This is a genomic window from Curtobacterium sp. NPDC086286 (assembly GCF_044746255.1).
In the GTDB taxonomy this organism is placed as follows: domain Bacteria; phylum Actinomycetota; class Actinomycetes; order Actinomycetales; family Microbacteriaceae; genus Curtobacterium.
On sequence record NZ_JBIVBW010000004.1, the window covers coordinates 363,215 to 380,249 of the forward strand.

Sequence of the window (17,035 nt, forward strand, 5' to 3'; positions counted from 1 at the left end):
CCAGGAGACAGGGGTTTTCCGGACTCATACGGCAAACACCCCCTGCTCGCTCGTGACGCGGAGACAGGGGGGTTTTCCGGATCTTTACCGCTTCAGGTTCGTCAGCTCCTGCAGCACCTCGTCCGAGGTCGTGATGATGCGCGCGTTCGCCTGGAACCCGCGCTGCGCCACGATGAGGTTCGTGAACTCCTGCGACAGGTCGACGTTCGACATCTCGAGCGTGCCCGACGCGAGCTGCCCGACACCGGGCGAACCCGGAGCGCCGACCGTGGCGTTGCCGGAGTTTGCCGTGGCGCGGTAGCCCGACGCACCGGTCTTCTCGAGACCGGCCGGGTTCGCGAACGTCGCGAGGGCGATCCGACCGATGGCGAGCGACGCACCGTTCGAGAACGTCCCGACGACCGTGCCGTCCTTCGAGATCGAGTAGCCCTGGAGCGACCCGGCCTCGTGGCCGTTCTGCGACGAGATGGACGCGGTGTTGAGCGAGGCGAAGCCCGTGAGCTGCCGCATGTCGACGGCGATGCCCCCGACGGCGAGCGTGCCACCGGCCGTGAGCTTGCCGTCGGTCCCGAACGTGAGCGACGTCGTCGCCTGGGTGCCCTGGCCGTCGGTCGCGGTGACGTCCCAGCCGGCAGCGGTGCGCTCGTAGGCGATCGACATGGTGTGCTTCGCACCGGACGCGTCGTAGACGGTGGCGTCGCGGGTGATGACCGCGCCCACGGCGGTCTCGGACGGCAGGTTGCCGGTCACACCAGCGGTGGAGGTGCGGACGGCGGGCGCGGCGGCGTCGAGCGGCAGGACGATGTCCGACAGGGCGCCGTTCTCGTTCACGACGCCGTTCGTGGCCGGGTAGCCCTGCACGATCTTCCCGTCGGCGCTGACGAGGCGGCCGTCGGCGTCGAAGTCGAACGCACCGGCGCGGCTGTACACGGTGTCGTTGCCGAGGCGCGTGACGAAGAAGCCGTCGCCGGAGATCATCAGGTCGGTGGCCTTGCCGGTGGCCTGGGCGGAGCCCTGCGCGAAGTTCGTGGAGACGCCGGCGACCTGCACGCCGAGGCCGATCTGGGCGGGGTTCGTGCCACCGATGCCGGTCTGCGGTCCGCCGGCACCTTGAGTCATCTGCGACAGGGTGTCCTGGAAGACCGTCGACGACGACTTGAAGCCGACGGTGTTGACGTTGGCGATGTTGTTGCCCGTGACGTCCAGCATCTGCTGGTGCGAACGGAGGCCGGAGATCCCGGAGTAGAGCGAGCGGAGCATGGTGCGTCCTTTCGTGGAGGTACCGAAGAAGAAGAAGGAGAGGGGGTCAGGAGGTCGTCTTGATGCCGGAGATCACGTCGAGGTTGACCTCCTTCCCGTTCACCGTCACGGTCGGCACGCTCTGGGCGTACGACACCGCGGTCGCCGTCCCCGTGATCGGTGTGCCGGACGTGGCGTCGGTGTAGCTGACCTGCTTCCCGACGAGGTTGGCCGCGGCGATCCGCATCTGCAGCGAGAAGTTCTCGTTCGCGGTCGTGGTCTGGTTGGTGATCTGCTCCATCATCGCGAGCTGCGTCTGCTGGCTGATCATCTGGTTCGTGTCCATCGGCGAGGACGGGTCCTGGTTCTGCAGCTGCGTGACGAGGAGCTTCATGAACACCTCGGAGTCCATCGTCTGCGACCGTGAGCTGGTCTGGTTCGCGGCGAGGGCCGCGGCCTGGGCGGCCTGGTCCACGGTGCCGGTGATGCCGTCGATCGGCATGGTCGTTCCCTTCGGTTCTGCCTGTGCTGGTGGTCGTCGCTCAGGCGAGGACGTCGAGTCCGACGGTGCGGACGGTGGGCGTGTGGGCGGTGCCGGGTGCGCGCGGGGTGCGCCGCGCCTCCTGGCCGGTGTCGACGCGTGGACCCGTCTGGGCGGGCCGTTCGTCGTGCCCGGAGTGGGTGTCCGGGTGGTTCTGCGAGGACAGGTCGAGCGTGGTCGACAGTCCGGAGCCGGCGGCGTCGCGGCGGAGGTCCGGCATGACCTGCCGGACCGCGTCGCGCCCCGGGTCGGAGGCGGCGAAGAGCTCGACGTGCATCCCGTGCGCGGTGACGTGCGCGCGGACGGTGACCGGGCCGAGCGTGTCCGGCGTCACCTGGACGGTGACGACGTGCTCCCCCGGGCCTGCTTGTGCGAGCGTGAACACCGGGCGGGCCAGCTGCTGGGCGAGGGGGGCCGGGGCGTTCGCGGTGGCTGCGCCGGACGTCGGTGTGGCCGGCGCGGCGGGCGCCGTCGGCGAGGTGGTCGGGACCGCGAAGGCGCTCTCGCCGCCGCGGGGCGTGGTGACGGCCTGGAGGCGCGGATCGCCCTGGTCGGGCGCGCCGCTGTCCGACTCGTGGCCGGTCTGGGCACTGCTGCCCGGTGCTCCGGTGGTCGGGGCGGTGGCCGTGGCCGTGGCCGTGGCGACGACGGGCTGCCCGGCGTCGGCGGGGTCGGCGCCGGCGCCGGTCGTGGCGGCCCGGGTGCCCTGGGCGCTCTGGCTGGCCTGGGTGCTCTGGGCGACCGGCGTGCTTGCTGCTGCCGGGGCCGTCGGTGCGGCCGTTGCCCCCGTGACGGCGGACGCGGGCGTTGCTGCCGTCCGGTCGGCCTCGTGCGGGGACACCCCCGAGAGGGCAGGGCTAGACGTGCCGAGCGGGGCGGCCGGGGTCGTCGCCGCGGCAGCTGTCGTTCCGGCGGCGGTCGTCGCTGGGGTGCCGCCGAGCGCCCCGGCCGCGGGGGTCGCGGCAGCGGTCGCCGCGGTCGGGTGTTCGCTGCTCGCGGCGTCGGCGTGCATCGTCGGGTCTGCGGAGTCGGGCGTCGGGGTCGCCCCGCTGCCCGGCGTGTGCGCGTCGAGCGACGCCACGGACGAGCTGGCTGCTGCGGGAGTCGCGAGCGGCTGGGCGGCGGTGGTCGGCGCGGCGGGGACCGCCTGGACCAGGGCAGCGACGATCGACGCGGTGTCGACGGTCGGCGCCGTCCCCGTCGCGGCGGGACCGGCGGCGGTGCCGTCGCTGGAGGTGCCGTCGGCGGAGGTGTCGTCGGCGGAGCGAGCCGCGGCGGCACGGGTCCCACCGTCCGTCGTGCCGTCCGTCGTCGTCGCGTCCGTCGCCGAGCGGCGGTCCCGTCCTGCTGCCGAGGCCGTGGACTGCGCATCGCGGTCCGCTCCGGGCGCCGGGGTGCGGCGGTCGTGGGACGGCCCCGTCGGCGTGCGGCGCTCCCGGGCGTCGGCAGCCGAGGCAGCGGACGTGGAGGACCCGGTGGCCGCGGCCGAACCCGCGTTCCCCGCGGCGGCCATCGCGGCGCTGAACGAGTCCGCGGACGCCGGCGCACCCGACGGGGACGCGGCCCGCGCCGGTGCCGGGGCGGCAGCGGACGTGGTGATGGTCAGGCTCATGCTGCGCTCCCCGCGTTCATGAGGGACAGCAGCGCCGCCGTCTGCAGGTCCGTCGCACCCGAGGCCGCGGTCGTCGCCGTCGTGGCGGACGCCTGCGCGGGCACGATGCGTCGGATCGTGGCGATGTCCGAGTCCTTGTACCAGTTGTCGACGATCCGGACGTCCTTGCCCGGGCGCGGCGCGTGCAGGACCTTGCCGTCGCCGACGTAGATGACGACGTGCCCCTCGCCCTTCGGGATGATGAGGTCGCCGGGCTGCGCGTCCTTGAGGGACCCCACCTCGACGCCCATCTTCGCCTGGTCCGGCACGACCCGGGGCATGGTCACCCCGAGGTCCTTGAACACCGTCTGGACCAGCCCCGAGCAGTCCATGCCGCTCGTGGTGGTGCCGCCGAAGACGTACGGCACGCCGAGGTACTTCTTCGCGTCCGCGACGACGTCGGCACCCGTGGCGCCGCTGCCCGTCGCGAGGGTCCCGGCCCCGGCGTCGACGGACGTGGCGGCGGTCGCGGGCGTCGCAGCCGATGTCGTGCCGGTACCGGTCGTCCCGGTCCCGCTCCCGGTCGCGGTCGCCAGGGCGTCGGCGAACGCGGTCGACGTGGCGGCGCCCGACGCCGCCGAGGTGGCCGCCGTCGCGGTGGTCCCGCTGCGCAGGGCATCGATCTGGGTCCGGATCTCGGAGATCCGGGAGAGCACGGCGTCCACGCTCATCGGGCACCACCTTCCGCGCGGCTGCGGGCCGCGATCTCGTCGAGGGCGTTCTGTTCGGTGCGGAGGTCCTCGGCGGCCTGCTGCTCGTCGTGCTGGACCTCGAGCTTCTCGAGCCCGAGGGCGGACCGGCGGGCGGCGTTGTAGTCGTCCTGTGCCCGGTCGGCGTCGGCGCGGCGGGTCCGGGCGACGGCGTCGAGCTCCTCGAGCATCCCGCGGGTGGCGGCACGGGCCGCGGCGACCGCGCTGAGGGTCGCGGCGTCCTGGATCGGCTGCGACCCCTCGGTATCGGCGAGGTTCCGACGCGCCGCGATCCGGGCGTCGGCGGCGTCGCGCACCCGCTCGTTGGCGGTCGCGAGGGCGGCGGCGGCACGGTCCTGTTCGGCGTGCCGGAGCCGGAGGAGCCCGGCGAGCGGGAACCGGCGGGCCATCAGGCACCACCCCCGGTGCCGAGCGTGCTGACGAGTGCGTCGAGGGAGCGCCACGACGCAGCCGCGGTCGCACGCTCGTCCATGCCCTGCCGCAGGAAGCCGTCGATCGCGTCCTGGTGGTCGACGGCGGCGTCCACGAGGGGGTTCGTCCCGCGCTGGTACGCCCCGACGTCGAGCAGGTCCTGCGCCGCCTTGCGTGCGGCCATGACCTTCCGCAGGGCCGTCGCCGCACCGCGCTGCCCGGGCGTGGTGACCTTCGAGGCCACGCGCGACACCGAGCCGAGCGCGTCGACGGACGGGAAGTGCCCGGTGATCGCCAGCTTCCGGTCGAGGACGACGTGCCCGTCGAGGATGCTCCGGGCGGCGTCGGCGATCGGTTCGTTGTGGTCGTCGCCGTCGACGAGGACCGTGTACAGCCCCGTGACGCTGCCGACCCGGTCGGTCCCGGCGCGTTCGAGCAGCCCGGCGAGGACGGAGAACGTCGACGGCGGGTAGCCCCGGGTGGCCGGCGGCTCCCCCACGGACAGCCCGATCTCACGCTGCGCCATCGCGACGCGGGTGAGCGAGTCCATCATCAGCACGACGTCCTGTCCGGCGTCGCGGAAGGACTCGGCGATGCGGGTGGCGACGAACGCGGCCCGCAGGCGCATGAGCGCCGGCTCGTCGGAGGTGGACACGACGACGATCGAGCGGGCGAGGCCCTCCGGACCGAGGTCGTCCTCGAGGAACTCGCGCACCTCACGTCCGCGCTCACCGACGAGGGCGATGACGTTGACGGCGGCGTCGCTCCCCCGGGCGATCATCGACAGCAGCGAGGACTTGCCGACGCCGGAGCCCGCGAACAGGCCCATGCGCTGCCCGCGTCCGACCGTGGTGAGGGTGTCGAGCACGCGGACGCCGAGCTGCATCGGGGTGTCGATGCGCGTCCGGGCCATGGCGTTCGGCGTCTCGTGGTCGAGCGGCACCCACGCGACCGGCTCGCCACCGATGCCGACGAGCGGACCGCGGTCGTCGATCGGGCGACCGAGTCCGTCGAGCACGCGTCCGAACAGTCCCGCACCGGTGGGCACGAGCACCGGTCGCCCGGTGGGCCGTGCGGGCGTGCCGGCGGTCACACCGGTCAGGCGCCCGAGCGGCATGCAGCGGACGCCGGTGACGTTGGTCGCGACGACCTCGACGAGGGTCTGCGGCGCACCCTCGGCACCGACGGCGACGACCTCGCCGACGTGCGCGTCGAGTCCGGCGATCGTGAGGCCGAGTCCGACCGCGCTCGTGACGACACCGACCCGCTGCGGAGCGGCCTGTCGGAGCGCTTCGTCGAGCCCACGGGGGCGGAGGAGCGTCGTGGTCACGGGGTCACCCCCAGCGCCGTGCGGGCACGGTCCAGGGCGGTGGCGATCCGCGCGTCGAGCAGCCCGTCGGGCAGGTCGACGACGGCGTCCCCGTCGCGCAGCGACGGGTCGGCGACGACCGGGACCGGCAGGTCGAGGTCGGCGACGCGCGCGGCGTCCGCGACGCTCAGCCGGACGGCCACGGCGACGGTGCGGTCGATGGACGCGAGCGCCCGCTCGACGGTCGCCTGCGCACCGGGGACGACCCGCGCCTCCCGTCCGTCATCGGCGGTGTCCGCGGTTCGGGAGGCGCGGATCGCGTACCCGACGACGGCTTCCGCCAGGTCGACGGCCGCGACCGCGACCGACTGCTCGGCCTGGTCGAGAACCGGTGCGACGTGCGACAGCATCGCGTTCGTCGCGGCGTCGAGGACCGCGATGCGGCGCGCGGTGTCGGCCTGCATCGAGGCGGTGCGGGCCGCGTGCTCGGACTCGAGCCGGGCGCGCAGCGCGTCGGTCTCGGCCTGCGCCTGCCGGAGCCCCGCGGCGTACCCGGCGGCGTGCCCGCGCACGTCGGCGCTGGCGGCGCGCGCGTTCCCGGACGGGTCCCCGATGACGGGGAACGCGACGCGCTGGACCACGGACTCAGTCAACGAGCTCGTCCTCCTCGGCGCGGTGGACCGTGATGACGCCCTGCGCCTCGAGTTCGCGGACACCGCGGACCACCTCGGCACGGGCCTCCTCGACCTGCGAGACCCGGACCGGGCCCATGGCCTGCAGCTCGTCGTCGAGGAGCTCGCGGTTGCGCTCGGAGACGTTCGCCCGGATCGTCTCGACGACCGGCGCGGCGGCACCCTTCATGGCGGTCGCGAGGAGCTTCGAGTCGATCCCGCGCAGGACCTGCTGGATGTCGCGGGACTCGAGCTTGACGATGTCCTCGAACGTGAGCATCCGGGAGCGGATGTCCTCGGCGAGCTCGGGGTCGCGCGCCTCGAGCCCGTCGAGCACGGCCTTCTCGGTGGCGACGTCGGAGCGGTTGATGATGTCGACGAGCGGGGCGATGCCGCCGACGACCTCGACGCTCTCGCGCGGCGACACGACGGCACCGGCGCGCTGGCGGAGGACGCCGGCGACGATCCCGACGGCTTCCGGGGTCGCGCTCCCCATGGTCGCGAACGCCTGGGCGACGTCGGTGCGGGCGCGCTCGTCCACCCCGGCGAGCACGGCGCTGGCCTGCGCCGGCTTCAGGTGTGCGAGCACGAGGGCGATGGTCTGCGGGAGTTCGCCCTCGAGGAGCGTGACGACCTGGCCGGGCTCGGCGTCGTCGAGGAAGTCGAACGACTGCCCGGCGAGGTTCGAGGCGAGCCGGTCCATGACGCCGGCGGCGCGTTCGGCACCGAAGGACGCCTCGAGCAGCCCGAGCGCGGTCTCCTTGCCACCGCGCTTCTGCGTGCGGCCGCTCAGCGTCATCCGGTGGAACTCGGTCAGGGTCTTGTCGACGACGGTGTCCTCGACGCGGCGCATCCGGACGATCTCGGCGGAGATCTCCTCGGCCTCGATCTCGGTGAACTGCTTCATCACCTCGGCGGCGCGCTCGGTCTCCATCTGCATGAGGATGAGCGCGACCTTCTGCGCACCGGTCAGCGCACGGTCGCCAGCGCCGGTCCCGCCGGCGCTCGGCACCAGGGCGCTCACACCGGTGCCCGGTCGTCGAGGAGCCCGCGGAGGAGCTCGGCCGTGCGCTTCGGGTCCCGCTCGGCGAGGGCGGAGATGTCCTGGCGACGACGCTCCGCGGTGATCTCCTCGGTGGTGAGGACCTCGGTGGGGGCGTCGTCGTGCGGGACGGTGGGCAGCGCGACGGTCGGGGCGTCCCCGGCCTGCAGGGTGCTCAGGTCCGCGGCGCCGTCGACGGCGAGCGGGAGCTGGAAGGTCTCGCCGGAGAAGGCGTCGAGCTCGCCGAGGTCGACCGCCTCGCGCTCCTGCTTCCGGCTGCGGCGGGCGAGGAAGACGATGATCGCGATGAGGGCGAGCAGCGCGCCGACGACGATCCCGGCGGTGCGGATCGACGACCACAGCGCCTCCTGCTGGTCCGCCTTCTGCTGGGCCTCGAGCGCCTTCGTCGCCTTGTCGGCGGCGCTGGTGTCGAAGTCCATCATCGCCACGCGGACCTGGTCGCCGCGGGTCTGGTCGACACCGGCGGCCGCGGCCACGAGGTCGTTGATGCTCTGCAGGTTCGCGTTCTGCACCGCCGCGGCCTTGGAGTTCAGCGCGACCGAGATCGTCTGGCGGGAGAGCCCACCGGCCGGCAGCTGCGTGGTCTCGGTGGTGTGGTCGACGGCGTTGTTCTTCGTCGCGGACTCGTTCTTGTAGCCGTCGTCGGCGCCGCTCGTGGCGGTGCCGTTCGGCACGGCGATGTTGTCCGGGCCGAGGACGCCGGTCGCCCCGGCCCCGCCGGCACCGGACCCCGCGCCGTACTGCTCGGTGGTGGACGACTCGTTGAGCGCGACCGGGCCGGTCGTCGGCGTCGTGTAGGACTCCGACGTGCGGGTGCCCGAGTTCTGGTTCATCGTGGCGGACACCACGACGCTGGCGTTCCCGGTGCCGAGGGTCGTGTCGAGCAGGTCCTGGATCTTCTTGCTCGTCGAGGCGTCGTAGTCGGCCGCCTGGTCCGCCCCGCTGCCGGTCGCGCCGGTGCCGACGGCGGAGAGCGTCTGGCCCTTCGCGTCGACGACGGAGACGTCGGTCGGCTGCATGCCCTCGACGGCGGCGCTCGTCAGGTGCACGATCGCCTGGACCTGGTCGGTGCTCAGCTCGCTGCCGTTCTTCGTGGCGATGAACACCGACGCGGTCGGGTCCTTCTCCTCGGAGACGAACACGGTCTTCTCGGGGATCGCGAGCTGCACGGTGGCGGTCTGCACGCCGTCCATCGCGCCGATGGTCTTCGCGAGCTCGCCCTCCATCGCGCGCTTGTACGTGACGTCCTGCTGGAACTCGGAGCTCGTCACGCCCATCTTGTCGAGCAGCGAGTAGCCGCCCTCGTTCGATGCGGGGAGCCCGTTCGACGCGGCCTTGAGCCGCTCCGAGTACACCGACCCCTGCGGGACGAGGATCGTGGCACCGCCGTCGGTGAGTTGGTACGGCACACCGTCGGTGGTGAGCTGGTCGGTGACGCTCGCCGCGTCGGCCGCCGCCAGTCCGGTGAACAGCGGGGCGTAGGACGCCTTGCCGAGCCAGCTCGCGAGCGCGATGCCGCCGAGCACGAGCGCGGCGATGACGAGGATCGCGATGGTCCGCTGGGCAGCGCTGAAGCCCTTGACGTAGGCGGCGAGACGACCGAAGAGGTCCTTGACGGCGACGGGCATCAGGCCTGCATCCTCATGATCTCGTTGAAGGCGTCGACGCCCTTGTTGCGGACGGCGGAGACGAGCTCGAGGGTGACCTGGGCGCGGGTGGCGGCGATGGTCGCGTCGTGGATGTCGTCGAGGTTGCCGGTGACGGCCTTGAGCGCGAGGGTCTTCGAGTCGCTCTGCAGCTGCTGGAGCCCGTCGACCGCGTTGCCGAGGCTGGCGGCGAACCCGCTGCCGTCGGACGTCGCGCCGGCGGCCGCGACTCCGCTCGTCGCGCTCGTGCCGACGTCGCTGGACGTGCCGCTCAGGCTCGTCATCGCGTTCGTCATCGCGTTGGTGGTCACACCGTTCACGGCGTCGATGGGCATCAGTTCTTCCCGATCTGCAGGGCCGCCTCGTAGGCGGTCTTCGCGCGGTCGACCACGGCGGCGTTCGCCTGGTAGCCCCGCTGGGCCATGATGAGGTCCGCCATCTGCGTGCCGAGGTCGATGTCCGGCATGCGGACGTAGCCCTCCGCGTTCGCGAGCGGGTTGTCCGGGTCGTACGTGACCCGGCCGGCGGCGCTGCCGAACGCGGCGCCCTTGACGTAGGCGCCGGAGACGCCGTTGCCCTCCTGGACCTCGACGTAGCGGGCCTGGAACGCGGAGTCGTCCATCGACTTCACCGTGTTGACGTTCGCGATGTTGTCCGACACGGCGTCGAGCCACTTGCGGTGCACCGTCATGCCGGTGCTCGCGATGCCGATCGCGTCGAACGTGGTCACGAGGTGGTCCGCATCGCCGCACGGACACTGGTGAGCTCGGAGTTCATCGCCTGCGTGGCGAACTGGTACCGGAGCACGGTGTCGATGTTCGAGAGCGTCTCCTCGTCGAGGTTGACGTTGTTGCCGTTCGTGTTCGTCGGCTCGAGGCTCCGCGCGACGGTCGGGGTCGTGCCGCCGTCCCCGTCGACGATCGACTTCGCCAGGGCGTCCTCGAACTGGACCTTCTCGGCGTGGTAGTTCGGCGTGTTGATGTTCGCGATGTTGTTCGCGATGACCTTCTGTCGCATCGACAGGCCGTCGAGCGCACTCTGCAGTGCGACGCTCGTCACGGAATCGAACACTGGTGGACCGTCCCCTCGCTGGCGACGTCCCCTGTTGACGTCGCCTGATGGCGGTGGCCGATCCGTGGCCGAACTGGTGAGCGATCCGTGCTCAGGGGGCGCTGTCGGCCGGGCCGTGGGGCGCGTTAGGGGTCGCCCCGAACGGGGGGCGGGGGCTCACGTGTACATGCTTCGACATTCCGCCGGTCGATCGACGCGTGCTTTGTCGCACGATGCACACGCATCCGGTGCGTGTGCATGCTCCGACATTCCGCCGGTCGATCGACGCGTGCTTTGTCGCACGATGCACACGCATCCGCGCGGCCGCCGCCCGCGCCGCGGCCCGCGCCCGCCCGGGCCCCGCGTCAGGCGGACGCGTCGAGGTACACCGAACCGCGCGGCTCCCGCGTCGCGTCCACCGCCCGGAGCGCCCCGAGGTGGTCGAGCGTCGCCCGACGGTCCCCCTCGAGCGCAGCGATCCGGTCCCGCTGCGCGGCGAGCAGCCGGGAGGCACGCCCCACCAGCTCCCGCGGCACCGGCCCCAGCCCGGTCGGCTCGGACCACCGCACGTCGCCGCCCGCCGTCAGGTCGGCTTCGAGCGCCTCGAGCACGGCCTCCCACGCGGCACGGCGTTCCGCGTCAGGCGACACCGAGTGCCCCGCCGGTCGGGTGCTGCACCGCGGTCGCCGCCGGGATCGACGCGGCGGCCTCGTGCCACGACTGCCGCAGCGGCTCGAGGATCCGGATGCAGTCGCGGGTGGCCTGGACGTCCCGGTGCACGTTCGCGGTGATGAGCGACGTCGACGCGTAGTTGTAGATCGCCAGCAGTCCCTCGCCGCCGTCCCACACGTCGATCTTCAGCGTCGAGGACAGCTCGCCGACGATGGCCTGCGCGTGCAGGAGCTGCTCGCGGGCCGCGTCCCAGTCGGCGGTCGTCTGTGCGGCCTCGGCGCGGTGCAGGTCGAGGAGCAGCCGGTCGTAGAGCATCGTGACGAGCTGCGCCGGCGTCGCCGAGAGCACGGCTTCGTTCGTGTACTGGGCACGGCGCTGGTCCGTGACGGTGCGGGGCTGCGCGGCCTGTCGGAAGGCGGCGGACTGGAGGTCGAAGGCGTTCATCGGTGTTCCTGTCAGCTCGTCGTCGACGCCAGCTGGCTCGCCAGCCAGCTGGACTGGGACTGGAGCTTGCTGAGGCTGGTCTCGAGGCTCGCGTACATCGTCTGCAACGCTGCGCGACGCGAGGTGAGCCGGTCGGTCCAGCTGTCGATCTGGGTGTTGAGGTCCTTCGCGACGGCCTGCTGTCCGGTGATCGCGGTGGTGATGGACCCGTCGTACTTGTCGGAGGCCGCGGTGGCAGCGGCGCCGACGTTCGCCGCGACGCCCGAGAGCATCGCCTGCGTGCCCTCCGGATCGGTCGCGAGGGCCTTCTGGAAGACGTCGGCGTCGAAGGTGAAGTCGCCGTCCTTCGTGATCGAGATCCCGATCGACGACGGGGACTTCCCGCCCACCGGCGCGGACATCGTGCTCGCGAGCCGCTGGACGACGTCACGCGTGGTGCCGTCGCCCGAGAGCACGCCGGCCGTCGTCGTGGTGGTGCCGGTCGTCGGGCTGGTCGTGCTCGCGACGGCGGTGTTCGAGCTGTAGTACGCGGCCACGGCGTTCATCGCGTCGACGAGGCCGGACGCGACGGTCTGCGCCTTCGTGGTGTCCTGCGCGATGGTCAGCGTCACCGGGTCGGTGGTGGGCTGCGTCACCGTGACGCTGACCCCGGGGACGAGGTCGGTGAAGGTGTTCGTCGTGCTCGTCACCGTCTGCGCCGCCGCGGTACCGGCCCACAGGGTCACGCTGGCGTCCTTCGCCTGCGTGACGACCGCGGCACCAACCTGGGTGAGGACGTTCGTCGCGGTGCCGGCGGTGACCTCGTCGGCCGTGCCGCGGTACACCTCGAACGCGCCGGCCGCCCCGGTCTTCGCCGAGGTGAGCTGCAGGCGGTAGAGCTTCGTGCCGTCGGCGTCGGTCCCGGCGGCGACCCGCGTCGCCGTGACACCGGCGCCCGACTTGTTGATCGCGGACACGGTGTCGTCGAGGGACCCGGAGGCCGGTGTGACGGTCGTCTTCGTGCCGTCGGCGCCGACGAGCGTGATCGGCTCGGCTGCGGAGGACCACGTCGCCATCGCCGCGGTGACGCCGACCTGGGCCGACGCGGTGGACCCGACCGTGAAGCTCAGCGACCCGGCGCTGGCGTTCGCCCCGGTGACCGCGGTGACGCCCGGCGACGAACTCGTGGCCGTGAACAGGTCGAGCGAGGTCGCCTTCGCCGCGTCCTTCGCCTTCGTCGCGAGGGTCTGCACGAGCCCGTTGATCGTCTGCAGTGACGAGATGAACGAGTTGGTGCTGGTGAGCTTGTTCTTGAGGAGCGTCTGCGGGACCCCCTCGACGCTCATCAGTGAGTTGATGAGGTCGGTGGTCTTGAGACCGCTGACGAGACCGTCGATCGCGAGACTGCTCGCCGATGACACGGACGACATCGATGGCTCCTGCCGCTACGAGGGGAAAGGGTGCGGGTGACGCCGCCGCCCGGGGTACCTGAACGATCCCGGACGGCGGCGTCAGCGCTGCTAGCGCAGGAGCGAGAGCACACCCTGCGTGCTCTGGTTCGCCTGCGCGAGCATCGAGGTGCCGGCCTGGCTGAGGATGTTGTCGCGCGTGTACTTGACCATCTCCTCCGCCATGTCGACGTCGGTGATGCGCGAACCGGCAGCGGTGAGGTTCTCCTTGGCCACGTTCGTCACGTTGATGGCGTGGTCGAAGCGGTTCTGGATGGCACCGATGTTCGAACGTGCCGTCGACACGCTCTTGATCTGTGCGTCGATCGTGGTGATCGCGGTCTGCGCACCGGTGGCGGTCGTGAAGTCGAGACCGGTGACGGCGGTCGCCACGGTCGAGACGTTCGCGCCCGACAGGTCGACGTCGATCTGGCTCGCCGCGTCGCCGTTGGCGCCGACCTGGAACTTCAGGACGCCTGCGGTGCCGGCGGAGCCGTCGAGCAGGTTGATGCCGTTGAAGTTGGTCGACTGGGAGATGCGGGTGAGCTCCTTGGACAGCTCGGTGACCTCGGTGGAGATCGCCGTGCGGGAGTCCGCGTTGTTCGAGTCGTTGCCGGCCTGCACGGCGAGGTCACGCATGCGCTGGAGGATCGAGTGGGTCTCGGTGAGGCCACCTTCAGCGGTCTGCACGACGGAGATGCCGTCCTGTGCGTTGCGGGCGGCGACCGTGAGGCCACCGACCTGGGACTTCAGCCCCTCGGAGATCGACAGACCGGCCGCGTCGTCGGCAGCACGGTTGATGCGGAGACCCGACGAGAGCTTCTCGAGGGACTTCGACAGGTCGTTCTGCGTCGAGTTCAGGTTCCGGTACGTGTTGAGTGCCGAGAGGTTGGTGTTGATGGACATACCCATGGTGGTTTCCTCCGTGAAATCTGGGTCGTACGTCTGCCCGTCCGTGGGCTGACAGGGGTGACTCTCGACCGGTTGGCCGGAGCCGTTAGGGAATCGGCGGAATTCGTCGTGCGACGAGACCGCCGAGGGCTAGCTCACCGCGACGACGGGGGCGGTCGTGACCGTCGTGGCGTCCTGCACGGCACGCGCCACGCCGGCTGCGGCGTTCGCGGCGACCCGTGCCAGGTACGCACTGCGGCGCGCGGCGGTGGTCTTCGAGGCCGGCTCCACGGTGACGCCGTCGTCCCCGTAGTGCGCGGCGAGTCCGTCGCGGAGCAGGCGCATCGCCTCGGAGCGCTGCTGCGACACGGCGGAGTGGGTGATCCCGAGCTCGGCGGCGACCTCGGTCACCGACCGGTCGCCGAAGTACACGTTCTCGACCACGAAGCGCATCCGCTCCGGCAGCGCCTCGACGGCGGCACGGAGGTAGCGGCGCTTCTCCGCTTCGAGCAGGTCCTCGCCCGGCAGCGGCAGGTCCGCGGCGAGGGTGTCGTGCACGGTCTCGTCGATCGGCGAGACGGTCCGGGCCGCGTCACTCATGGCGTCGGCGGCGGTCTGGCGGTCGACGCCCATCGCGTCCGCGATCTCCTGGACGCCGACGCTCCGCCCGAGCCGGGCCGACAGCGCCTCCTGCGTGGCGAGGGTCTCGCGGATCCGCTTCCGGGTGCCGCGGGACGCCCAGTCGGCGGAGCGCATGTCGTCGGCGATCGCGCCGGTGATGCGGGTGCGGGCGTACGCGCCGAAGGGGACGCCGAGGTCGGGGTCGAAGGCCTCGGCCGCGGCGACGAGGGCCAGCGACCCGACGGCGGCAAGGTCGTCACGGTCGAGGTGCGTGGCACGCGCCCGCACGTCGGCGACGATGTAGCCCACGAGCGGGAGGTGCTCCACGATCATCGCGTTGCGGTCGTTCCGGTCCATGCTGATCCCCTGGTCGCCTGACATGCCTGACCCGTCCGTGGGCGCGGCAGACGCCGGCCTCGGATGGCCGGTGCGTACGCCGAAGACCCACCCGGGTCCCTCCGGGTGGTGCACCGTGCGTCCCTGCGACGCGGTGCGGGGTGTCCCCCGCGGTGCGCTTCGAATGTATCGGCTGGCAAAGCCCTGAGTGGGTGCACAACCGTCCCCAAAGCGGGGGTGAGGGGGCGTTTTCCCGGTCGGCATTTGGGGGGACCCCGGCCTGGGAACGCGCGTTCTTGTCCCCCGATGTGGGTGATTCCCTGGAGGCGCGGGTCGTGTCCGGCAGGCGCGGTCACCCGGTCGGTGCTTACGCCCGGCACCCGCGACCCGATAGGTCCCGGTGTCCGCAGGATGACCGACACACCCCACCGGGAGGAGCTGATGAGCGTGAACGAACTGTCCGCCGTGCTCTGGCGCGAACGCGAACTGCTCGAGCTGCTCACCTTCAAGCTCGAGGAGGAACAGCTGCTCCTCGCGGCCGGTCGCTCCCGCTGGGTCTCGCACGCCAGCCGCGAGGTCGAGCAGGTCCTCGAGCGTCTCCGCAGCACCGGTCTCGAGCGCGCTGCGTCGAGCGCCGAGGTCGCCGAGGAGTGGGGCGTCGCCGCCGACGCTCCCCTGCGCGAGGTCGTCGCCGCTGCGCCGAACGGCCCCTGGGGCGAGATCCTCGCCGCCCACCTCACCGCGATGGTGGAGCTCACCACGCAGATCGGGGCGCTCCGCGACGAGAACGACCGCTTCCTCCGAGCCGCCGCGCAGGCGACCGAGGAGACGCTCGCCGGGTCCGTCACCGGTGCCGCCACCTACGACGCCAGTGGTACCTCGGGTACGGGCACGGACGGCGCACGACTCTTCGAGGGGACCCTGTAGCACCGTGGTCAGCACCTTCGGCTCCCTCGCCACCGCCTACTCCGGCCTCGCCGCGGCCCGCGCCGGCATCGACGTCACCGGGCAGAACATCGCCAACGCCGGCACCGCCGGGTACACCCGCCAGCGCGTCTCGCAGTCCTCGATCCCCGCCGCCCAGACCGGGTTCATGCGCGGGACCGCAGCGCTCGCGGGCCAGGGCGTGTCCGTCGACGGCATCGCCCGCCTGGCGTCCCTCACGCTCGACGCCGGCGTGCGGGTGGCCTCCGGCTCCTCGGCCTACGCCGACGCCCGCGCCACCGCACTCGCCGCGCTCGAGAACGGGCTGAACGAACCCGGTGACGACGGGCTCGCCAGCAAGCTCGACGCCTTCTGGTCCTCGTGGAGCGAGCTCTCCAGCCACCCGGACGACCCCGGTGCCGCCAGCGCCGTCATCGGCGCCGCGAAGACCGTCGCCAGCGCGCTCGCCAGCGGCTCGAAGGCGATCGACGCACAGTGGACGAGCGTCCGCGGTACCGTCGACGGCCAGGTGCAGCAGCTCAACGACGCCGCGTCGCAGGTCGCCGACCTGAACGGTCGGATCCGCACCGCGCTGGCGTCCGGCGGGAACGCGAACGAGCTGCTGGACCAGCGCGACCAGCTCACCCAGCAGATCGCCTCGCTGGCCGGCGGCACGGTCCGACAGAACACCGACGGCACCGTCGACGTGCTCATCGGCGGCAACGCCATCGTGCAGGGCACCGATGCCCGCTCCGTGGCGCTCGGCGGCGGGCAGCGCATGGCCGACGGTGCCGCGGTCACCCTCACCTGGACCTCGGGCACGGCCGGCGCGGTCGCCCTGTCCGGCGGCTCGATCGGCGGTCACCTCTCACTGCTCGCCCCCGCGACGGCGAACGGCACCGGCGGAGCACTCGCCGAGGCGTCCGCGTCGTACGACCAGGTCGCGACGAAGCTCGCCAGCGCGGTCAACGCCGTGCACGCCACGGGGACGACCCCGACCGGTGCCACCGGGACCCCGTTCTTCTCCCTCGCGGCCGGCGTGCCGGCTGCCCAGGGCCTCTCGGTCGTCCCGACCGACGGCAGCGGCCTGGCGACGCGGAACGCGGCGGGGGAACTCGACGACTCGTTCACCGACGCGCTCTCGCGACTCGGTGCGGCCTCCGACGGTGCCGACCGCTCCTGGGCGACGTTCGTGGCGGGGGTGGGCAGCGCCTCCAGGTCCGCCGCGTCGGAATCGACGCTCACCGGACTCGCGCTGACCAACGCGCGCACGCAGCAGCAGTCGAGTGCCGGTGTCGACCTCGACGAGGAGAACGTCAACCTGCTGAGCTACCAGCACGCGTACCAGGGCGCCGCGCGGGTCCTGACCGCCGTCGACGAGATGCTCGACACCATCATCAACCGCGTCGGACTCGTCGGGAGGGGCTGA

General features: G+C 72.2%; 19 protein-coding genes. 2 read left to right on the forward strand and 17 right to left on the reverse strand.

The features are described from left to right. Positions 1 to 84: 84 nt before the first annotated feature. The 17 genes from ACIPKM_RS09985 to ACIPKM_RS10065 form a co-directional block, all read right to left on the reverse strand. Positions 85 to 1,260: a flagellar hook protein FlgE gene (locus ACIPKM_RS09985; protein WP_070418840.1), complete on the reverse strand. Its 1,176-nt coding sequence runs from the start codon at positions 1,258 to 1,260 to the stop codon at positions 85 to 87. A 46-nt stretch (positions 1,261 to 1,306) separates the two neighbouring features. Further along, positions 1,307 to 1,741, reverse strand: a complete 435-nt coding sequence (locus ACIPKM_RS09990) for a flagellar hook assembly protein FlgD (RefSeq protein ID WP_070418839.1) — start codon at positions 1,739 to 1,741, stop codon at positions 1,307 to 1,309. 40 nt (positions 1,742 to 1,781) lie between these two features. Next, entirely contained in the window at positions 1,782 to 3,392 is a 1,611-nt protein-coding gene (locus ACIPKM_RS09995) for a flagellar hook-length control protein FliK (protein WP_402736669.1), read from the reverse strand. After that, on the reverse strand, positions 3,389 to 4,102 hold the full coding sequence (locus tag ACIPKM_RS10000; RefSeq protein ID WP_402736670.1) for a C40 family peptidase: 714 nt from the start codon (positions 4,100 to 4,102) through the stop codon (positions 3,389 to 3,391). The genes ACIPKM_RS09995 and ACIPKM_RS10000 overlap by 4 nt, the downstream gene beginning before the upstream one ends. Continuing rightward, complete coding sequence (locus ACIPKM_RS10005) at positions 4,099 to 4,530, reverse strand: hypothetical protein (protein WP_071295367.1); 432 nt, start codon at positions 4,528 to 4,530, stop codon at positions 4,099 to 4,101. Before ACIPKM_RS10005 ends, ACIPKM_RS10000 begins: the two co-directional genes overlap by 4 nt. Then, positions 4,530 to 5,882 carry a FliI/YscN family ATPase gene (locus ACIPKM_RS10010; protein WP_402736671.1) on the reverse strand — a complete coding sequence of 451 codons (1,353 nt, stop codon included), beginning with the start codon at positions 5,880 to 5,882 and terminating at the stop codon, positions 4,530 to 4,532. Before ACIPKM_RS10010 ends, ACIPKM_RS10005 begins: the two co-directional genes overlap by 1 nt. Further along, a complete protein-coding gene (locus ACIPKM_RS10015; RefSeq protein ID WP_139199310.1) occupies positions 5,879 to 6,514 on the reverse strand; it encodes a hypothetical protein in 636 nt (211 codons plus the stop codon). Before ACIPKM_RS10015 ends, ACIPKM_RS10010 begins: the two co-directional genes overlap by 4 nt. Next, complete coding sequence (gene fliG / locus ACIPKM_RS10020; protein ID WP_402736672.1) at positions 6,507 to 7,556, reverse strand: flagellar motor switch protein FliG; 1,050 nt, start codon at positions 7,554 to 7,556, stop codon at positions 6,507 to 6,509. Before fliG ends, ACIPKM_RS10015 begins: the two co-directional genes overlap by 8 nt. After that, entirely contained in the window at positions 7,553 to 9,223 is a 1,671-nt protein-coding gene (gene fliF / locus ACIPKM_RS10025; RefSeq protein WP_402736673.1) for a flagellar basal-body MS-ring/collar protein FliF, read from the reverse strand. The genes fliG and fliF overlap by 4 nt, the downstream gene beginning before the upstream one ends. Then, a complete protein-coding gene (gene fliE / locus ACIPKM_RS10030; protein ID WP_083403303.1) occupies positions 9,223 to 9,576 on the reverse strand; it encodes a flagellar hook-basal body complex protein FliE in 354 nt (117 codons plus the stop codon). Before fliE ends, fliF begins: the two co-directional genes overlap by 1 nt. Beyond that, on the reverse strand, positions 9,576 to 9,971 hold the full coding sequence (locus ACIPKM_RS10035; protein ID WP_070418832.1) for a flagellar basal body rod protein FlgC: 396 nt from the start codon (positions 9,969 to 9,971) through the stop codon (positions 9,576 to 9,578). Before ACIPKM_RS10035 ends, fliE begins: the two co-directional genes overlap by 1 nt. Beyond that, entirely contained in the window at positions 9,968 to 10,312 is a 345-nt protein-coding gene (locus ACIPKM_RS10040; protein ID WP_070418831.1) for a flagellar basal body protein, read from the reverse strand. Before ACIPKM_RS10040 ends, ACIPKM_RS10035 begins: the two co-directional genes overlap by 4 nt. Before the next feature lie 344 nt (positions 10,313 to 10,656). After that, entirely contained in the window at positions 10,657 to 10,941 is a 285-nt protein-coding gene (locus tag ACIPKM_RS10045; RefSeq protein WP_071295371.1) for a hypothetical protein, read from the reverse strand. Further along, the gene (gene fliS, locus ACIPKM_RS10050) at positions 10,931 to 11,407 is read right to left on the reverse strand and encodes a flagellar export chaperone FliS (protein WP_083295338.1); all 477 of its coding nucleotides are present in this window, start codon (positions 11,405 to 11,407) and stop codon (positions 10,931 to 10,933) included. The genes ACIPKM_RS10045 and fliS overlap by 11 nt, the downstream gene beginning before the upstream one ends. An 11-nt stretch (positions 11,408 to 11,418) precedes the next feature. Continuing rightward, a complete protein-coding gene (gene fliD, locus ACIPKM_RS10055) occupies positions 11,419 to 12,816 on the reverse strand; it encodes a flagellar filament capping protein FliD (protein WP_402736674.1) in 1,398 nt (465 codons plus the stop codon). Positions 12,817 to 12,906: 90 nt separating this feature from the next. Beyond that, a complete protein-coding gene (locus ACIPKM_RS10060; RefSeq protein WP_070418828.1) occupies positions 12,907 to 13,746 on the reverse strand; it encodes a flagellin in 840 nt (279 codons plus the stop codon). Between the two features lie 129 nt (positions 13,747 to 13,875). Then, complete coding sequence (locus tag ACIPKM_RS10065) at positions 13,876 to 14,727, reverse strand: sigma-70 family RNA polymerase sigma factor (RefSeq protein ID WP_229086786.1); 852 nt, start codon at positions 14,725 to 14,727, stop codon at positions 13,876 to 13,878. A gap of 396 nt (positions 14,728 to 15,123) precedes the next feature. Here ACIPKM_RS10065 and ACIPKM_RS10070 point away from each other — a divergent pair, with 396 nt between their 5' ends. After that, positions 15,124 to 15,609 (forward strand): flagellar protein FlgN, encoded by a 486-nt coding sequence (locus ACIPKM_RS10070; protein WP_070419569.1) that lies wholly within the window; start codon positions 15,124 to 15,126, stop codon positions 15,607 to 15,609. Between the two features lie 4 nt (positions 15,610 to 15,613). After that, the gene (gene flgK, locus ACIPKM_RS10075; protein ID WP_402736675.1) at positions 15,614 to 17,035 is read left to right on the forward strand and encodes a flagellar hook-associated protein FlgK; all 1,422 of its coding nucleotides are present in this window, start codon (positions 15,614 to 15,616) and stop codon (positions 17,033 to 17,035) included.

Excerpts from the sequence above, each read along its gene's own strand:
- ACIPKM_RS09985 (WP_070418840.1), bottom strand. The coding sequence starts at position 1,260 with ATGCTCCGCTCGCTCTACTCCGGGATCTCCGGCCTCCGTTCGCACCAG.
- ACIPKM_RS09990 (WP_070418839.1), bottom strand. The coding sequence starts at position 1,741 with ATGCCGATCGACGGCATCACCGGCACCGTGGACCAGGCCGCCCAGGCC.
- ACIPKM_RS09995 (WP_402736669.1), bottom strand. The coding sequence starts at position 3,392 with ATGAGCCTGACCATCACCACGTCCGCTGCCGCCCCGGCACCGGCGCGG.
- ACIPKM_RS10000 (WP_402736670.1), bottom strand. The coding sequence starts at position 4,102 with ATGAGCGTGGACGCCGTGCTCTCCCGGATCTCCGAGATCCGGACCCAG.
- ACIPKM_RS10005 (WP_071295367.1), bottom strand. The coding sequence starts at position 4,530 with ATGGCCCGCCGGTTCCCGCTCGCCGGGCTCCTCCGGCTCCGGCACGCC.
- fliF (WP_402736673.1), bottom strand. The coding sequence starts at position 9,223 with ATGCCCGTCGCCGTCAAGGACCTCTTCGGTCGTCTCGCCGCCTACGTC.
- fliE (WP_083403303.1), bottom strand. The coding sequence starts at position 9,576 with ATGCCCATCGACGCCGTGAACGGTGTGACCACCAACGCGATGACGAAC.
- fliS (WP_083295338.1), bottom strand. The coding sequence starts at position 11,407 with ATGAACGCCTTCGACCTCCAGTCCGCCGCCTTCCGACAGGCCGCGCAG.
- fliD (WP_402736674.1), bottom strand. The coding sequence starts at position 12,816 with ATGTCGTCCGTGTCATCGGCGAGCAGTCTCGCGATCGACGGTCTCGTC.
- ACIPKM_RS10060 (WP_070418828.1), bottom strand. The coding sequence starts at position 13,746 with ATGGGTATGTCCATCAACACCAACCTCTCGGCACTCAACACGTACCGG.
- ACIPKM_RS10065 (WP_229086786.1), bottom strand. The coding sequence starts at position 14,727 with ATGTCAGGCGACCAGGGGATCAGCATGGACCGGAACGACCGCAACGCG.
- ACIPKM_RS10070 (WP_070419569.1), top strand. The coding sequence starts at position 15,124 with ATGAGCGTGAACGAACTGTCCGCCGTGCTCTGGCGCGAACGCGAACTG.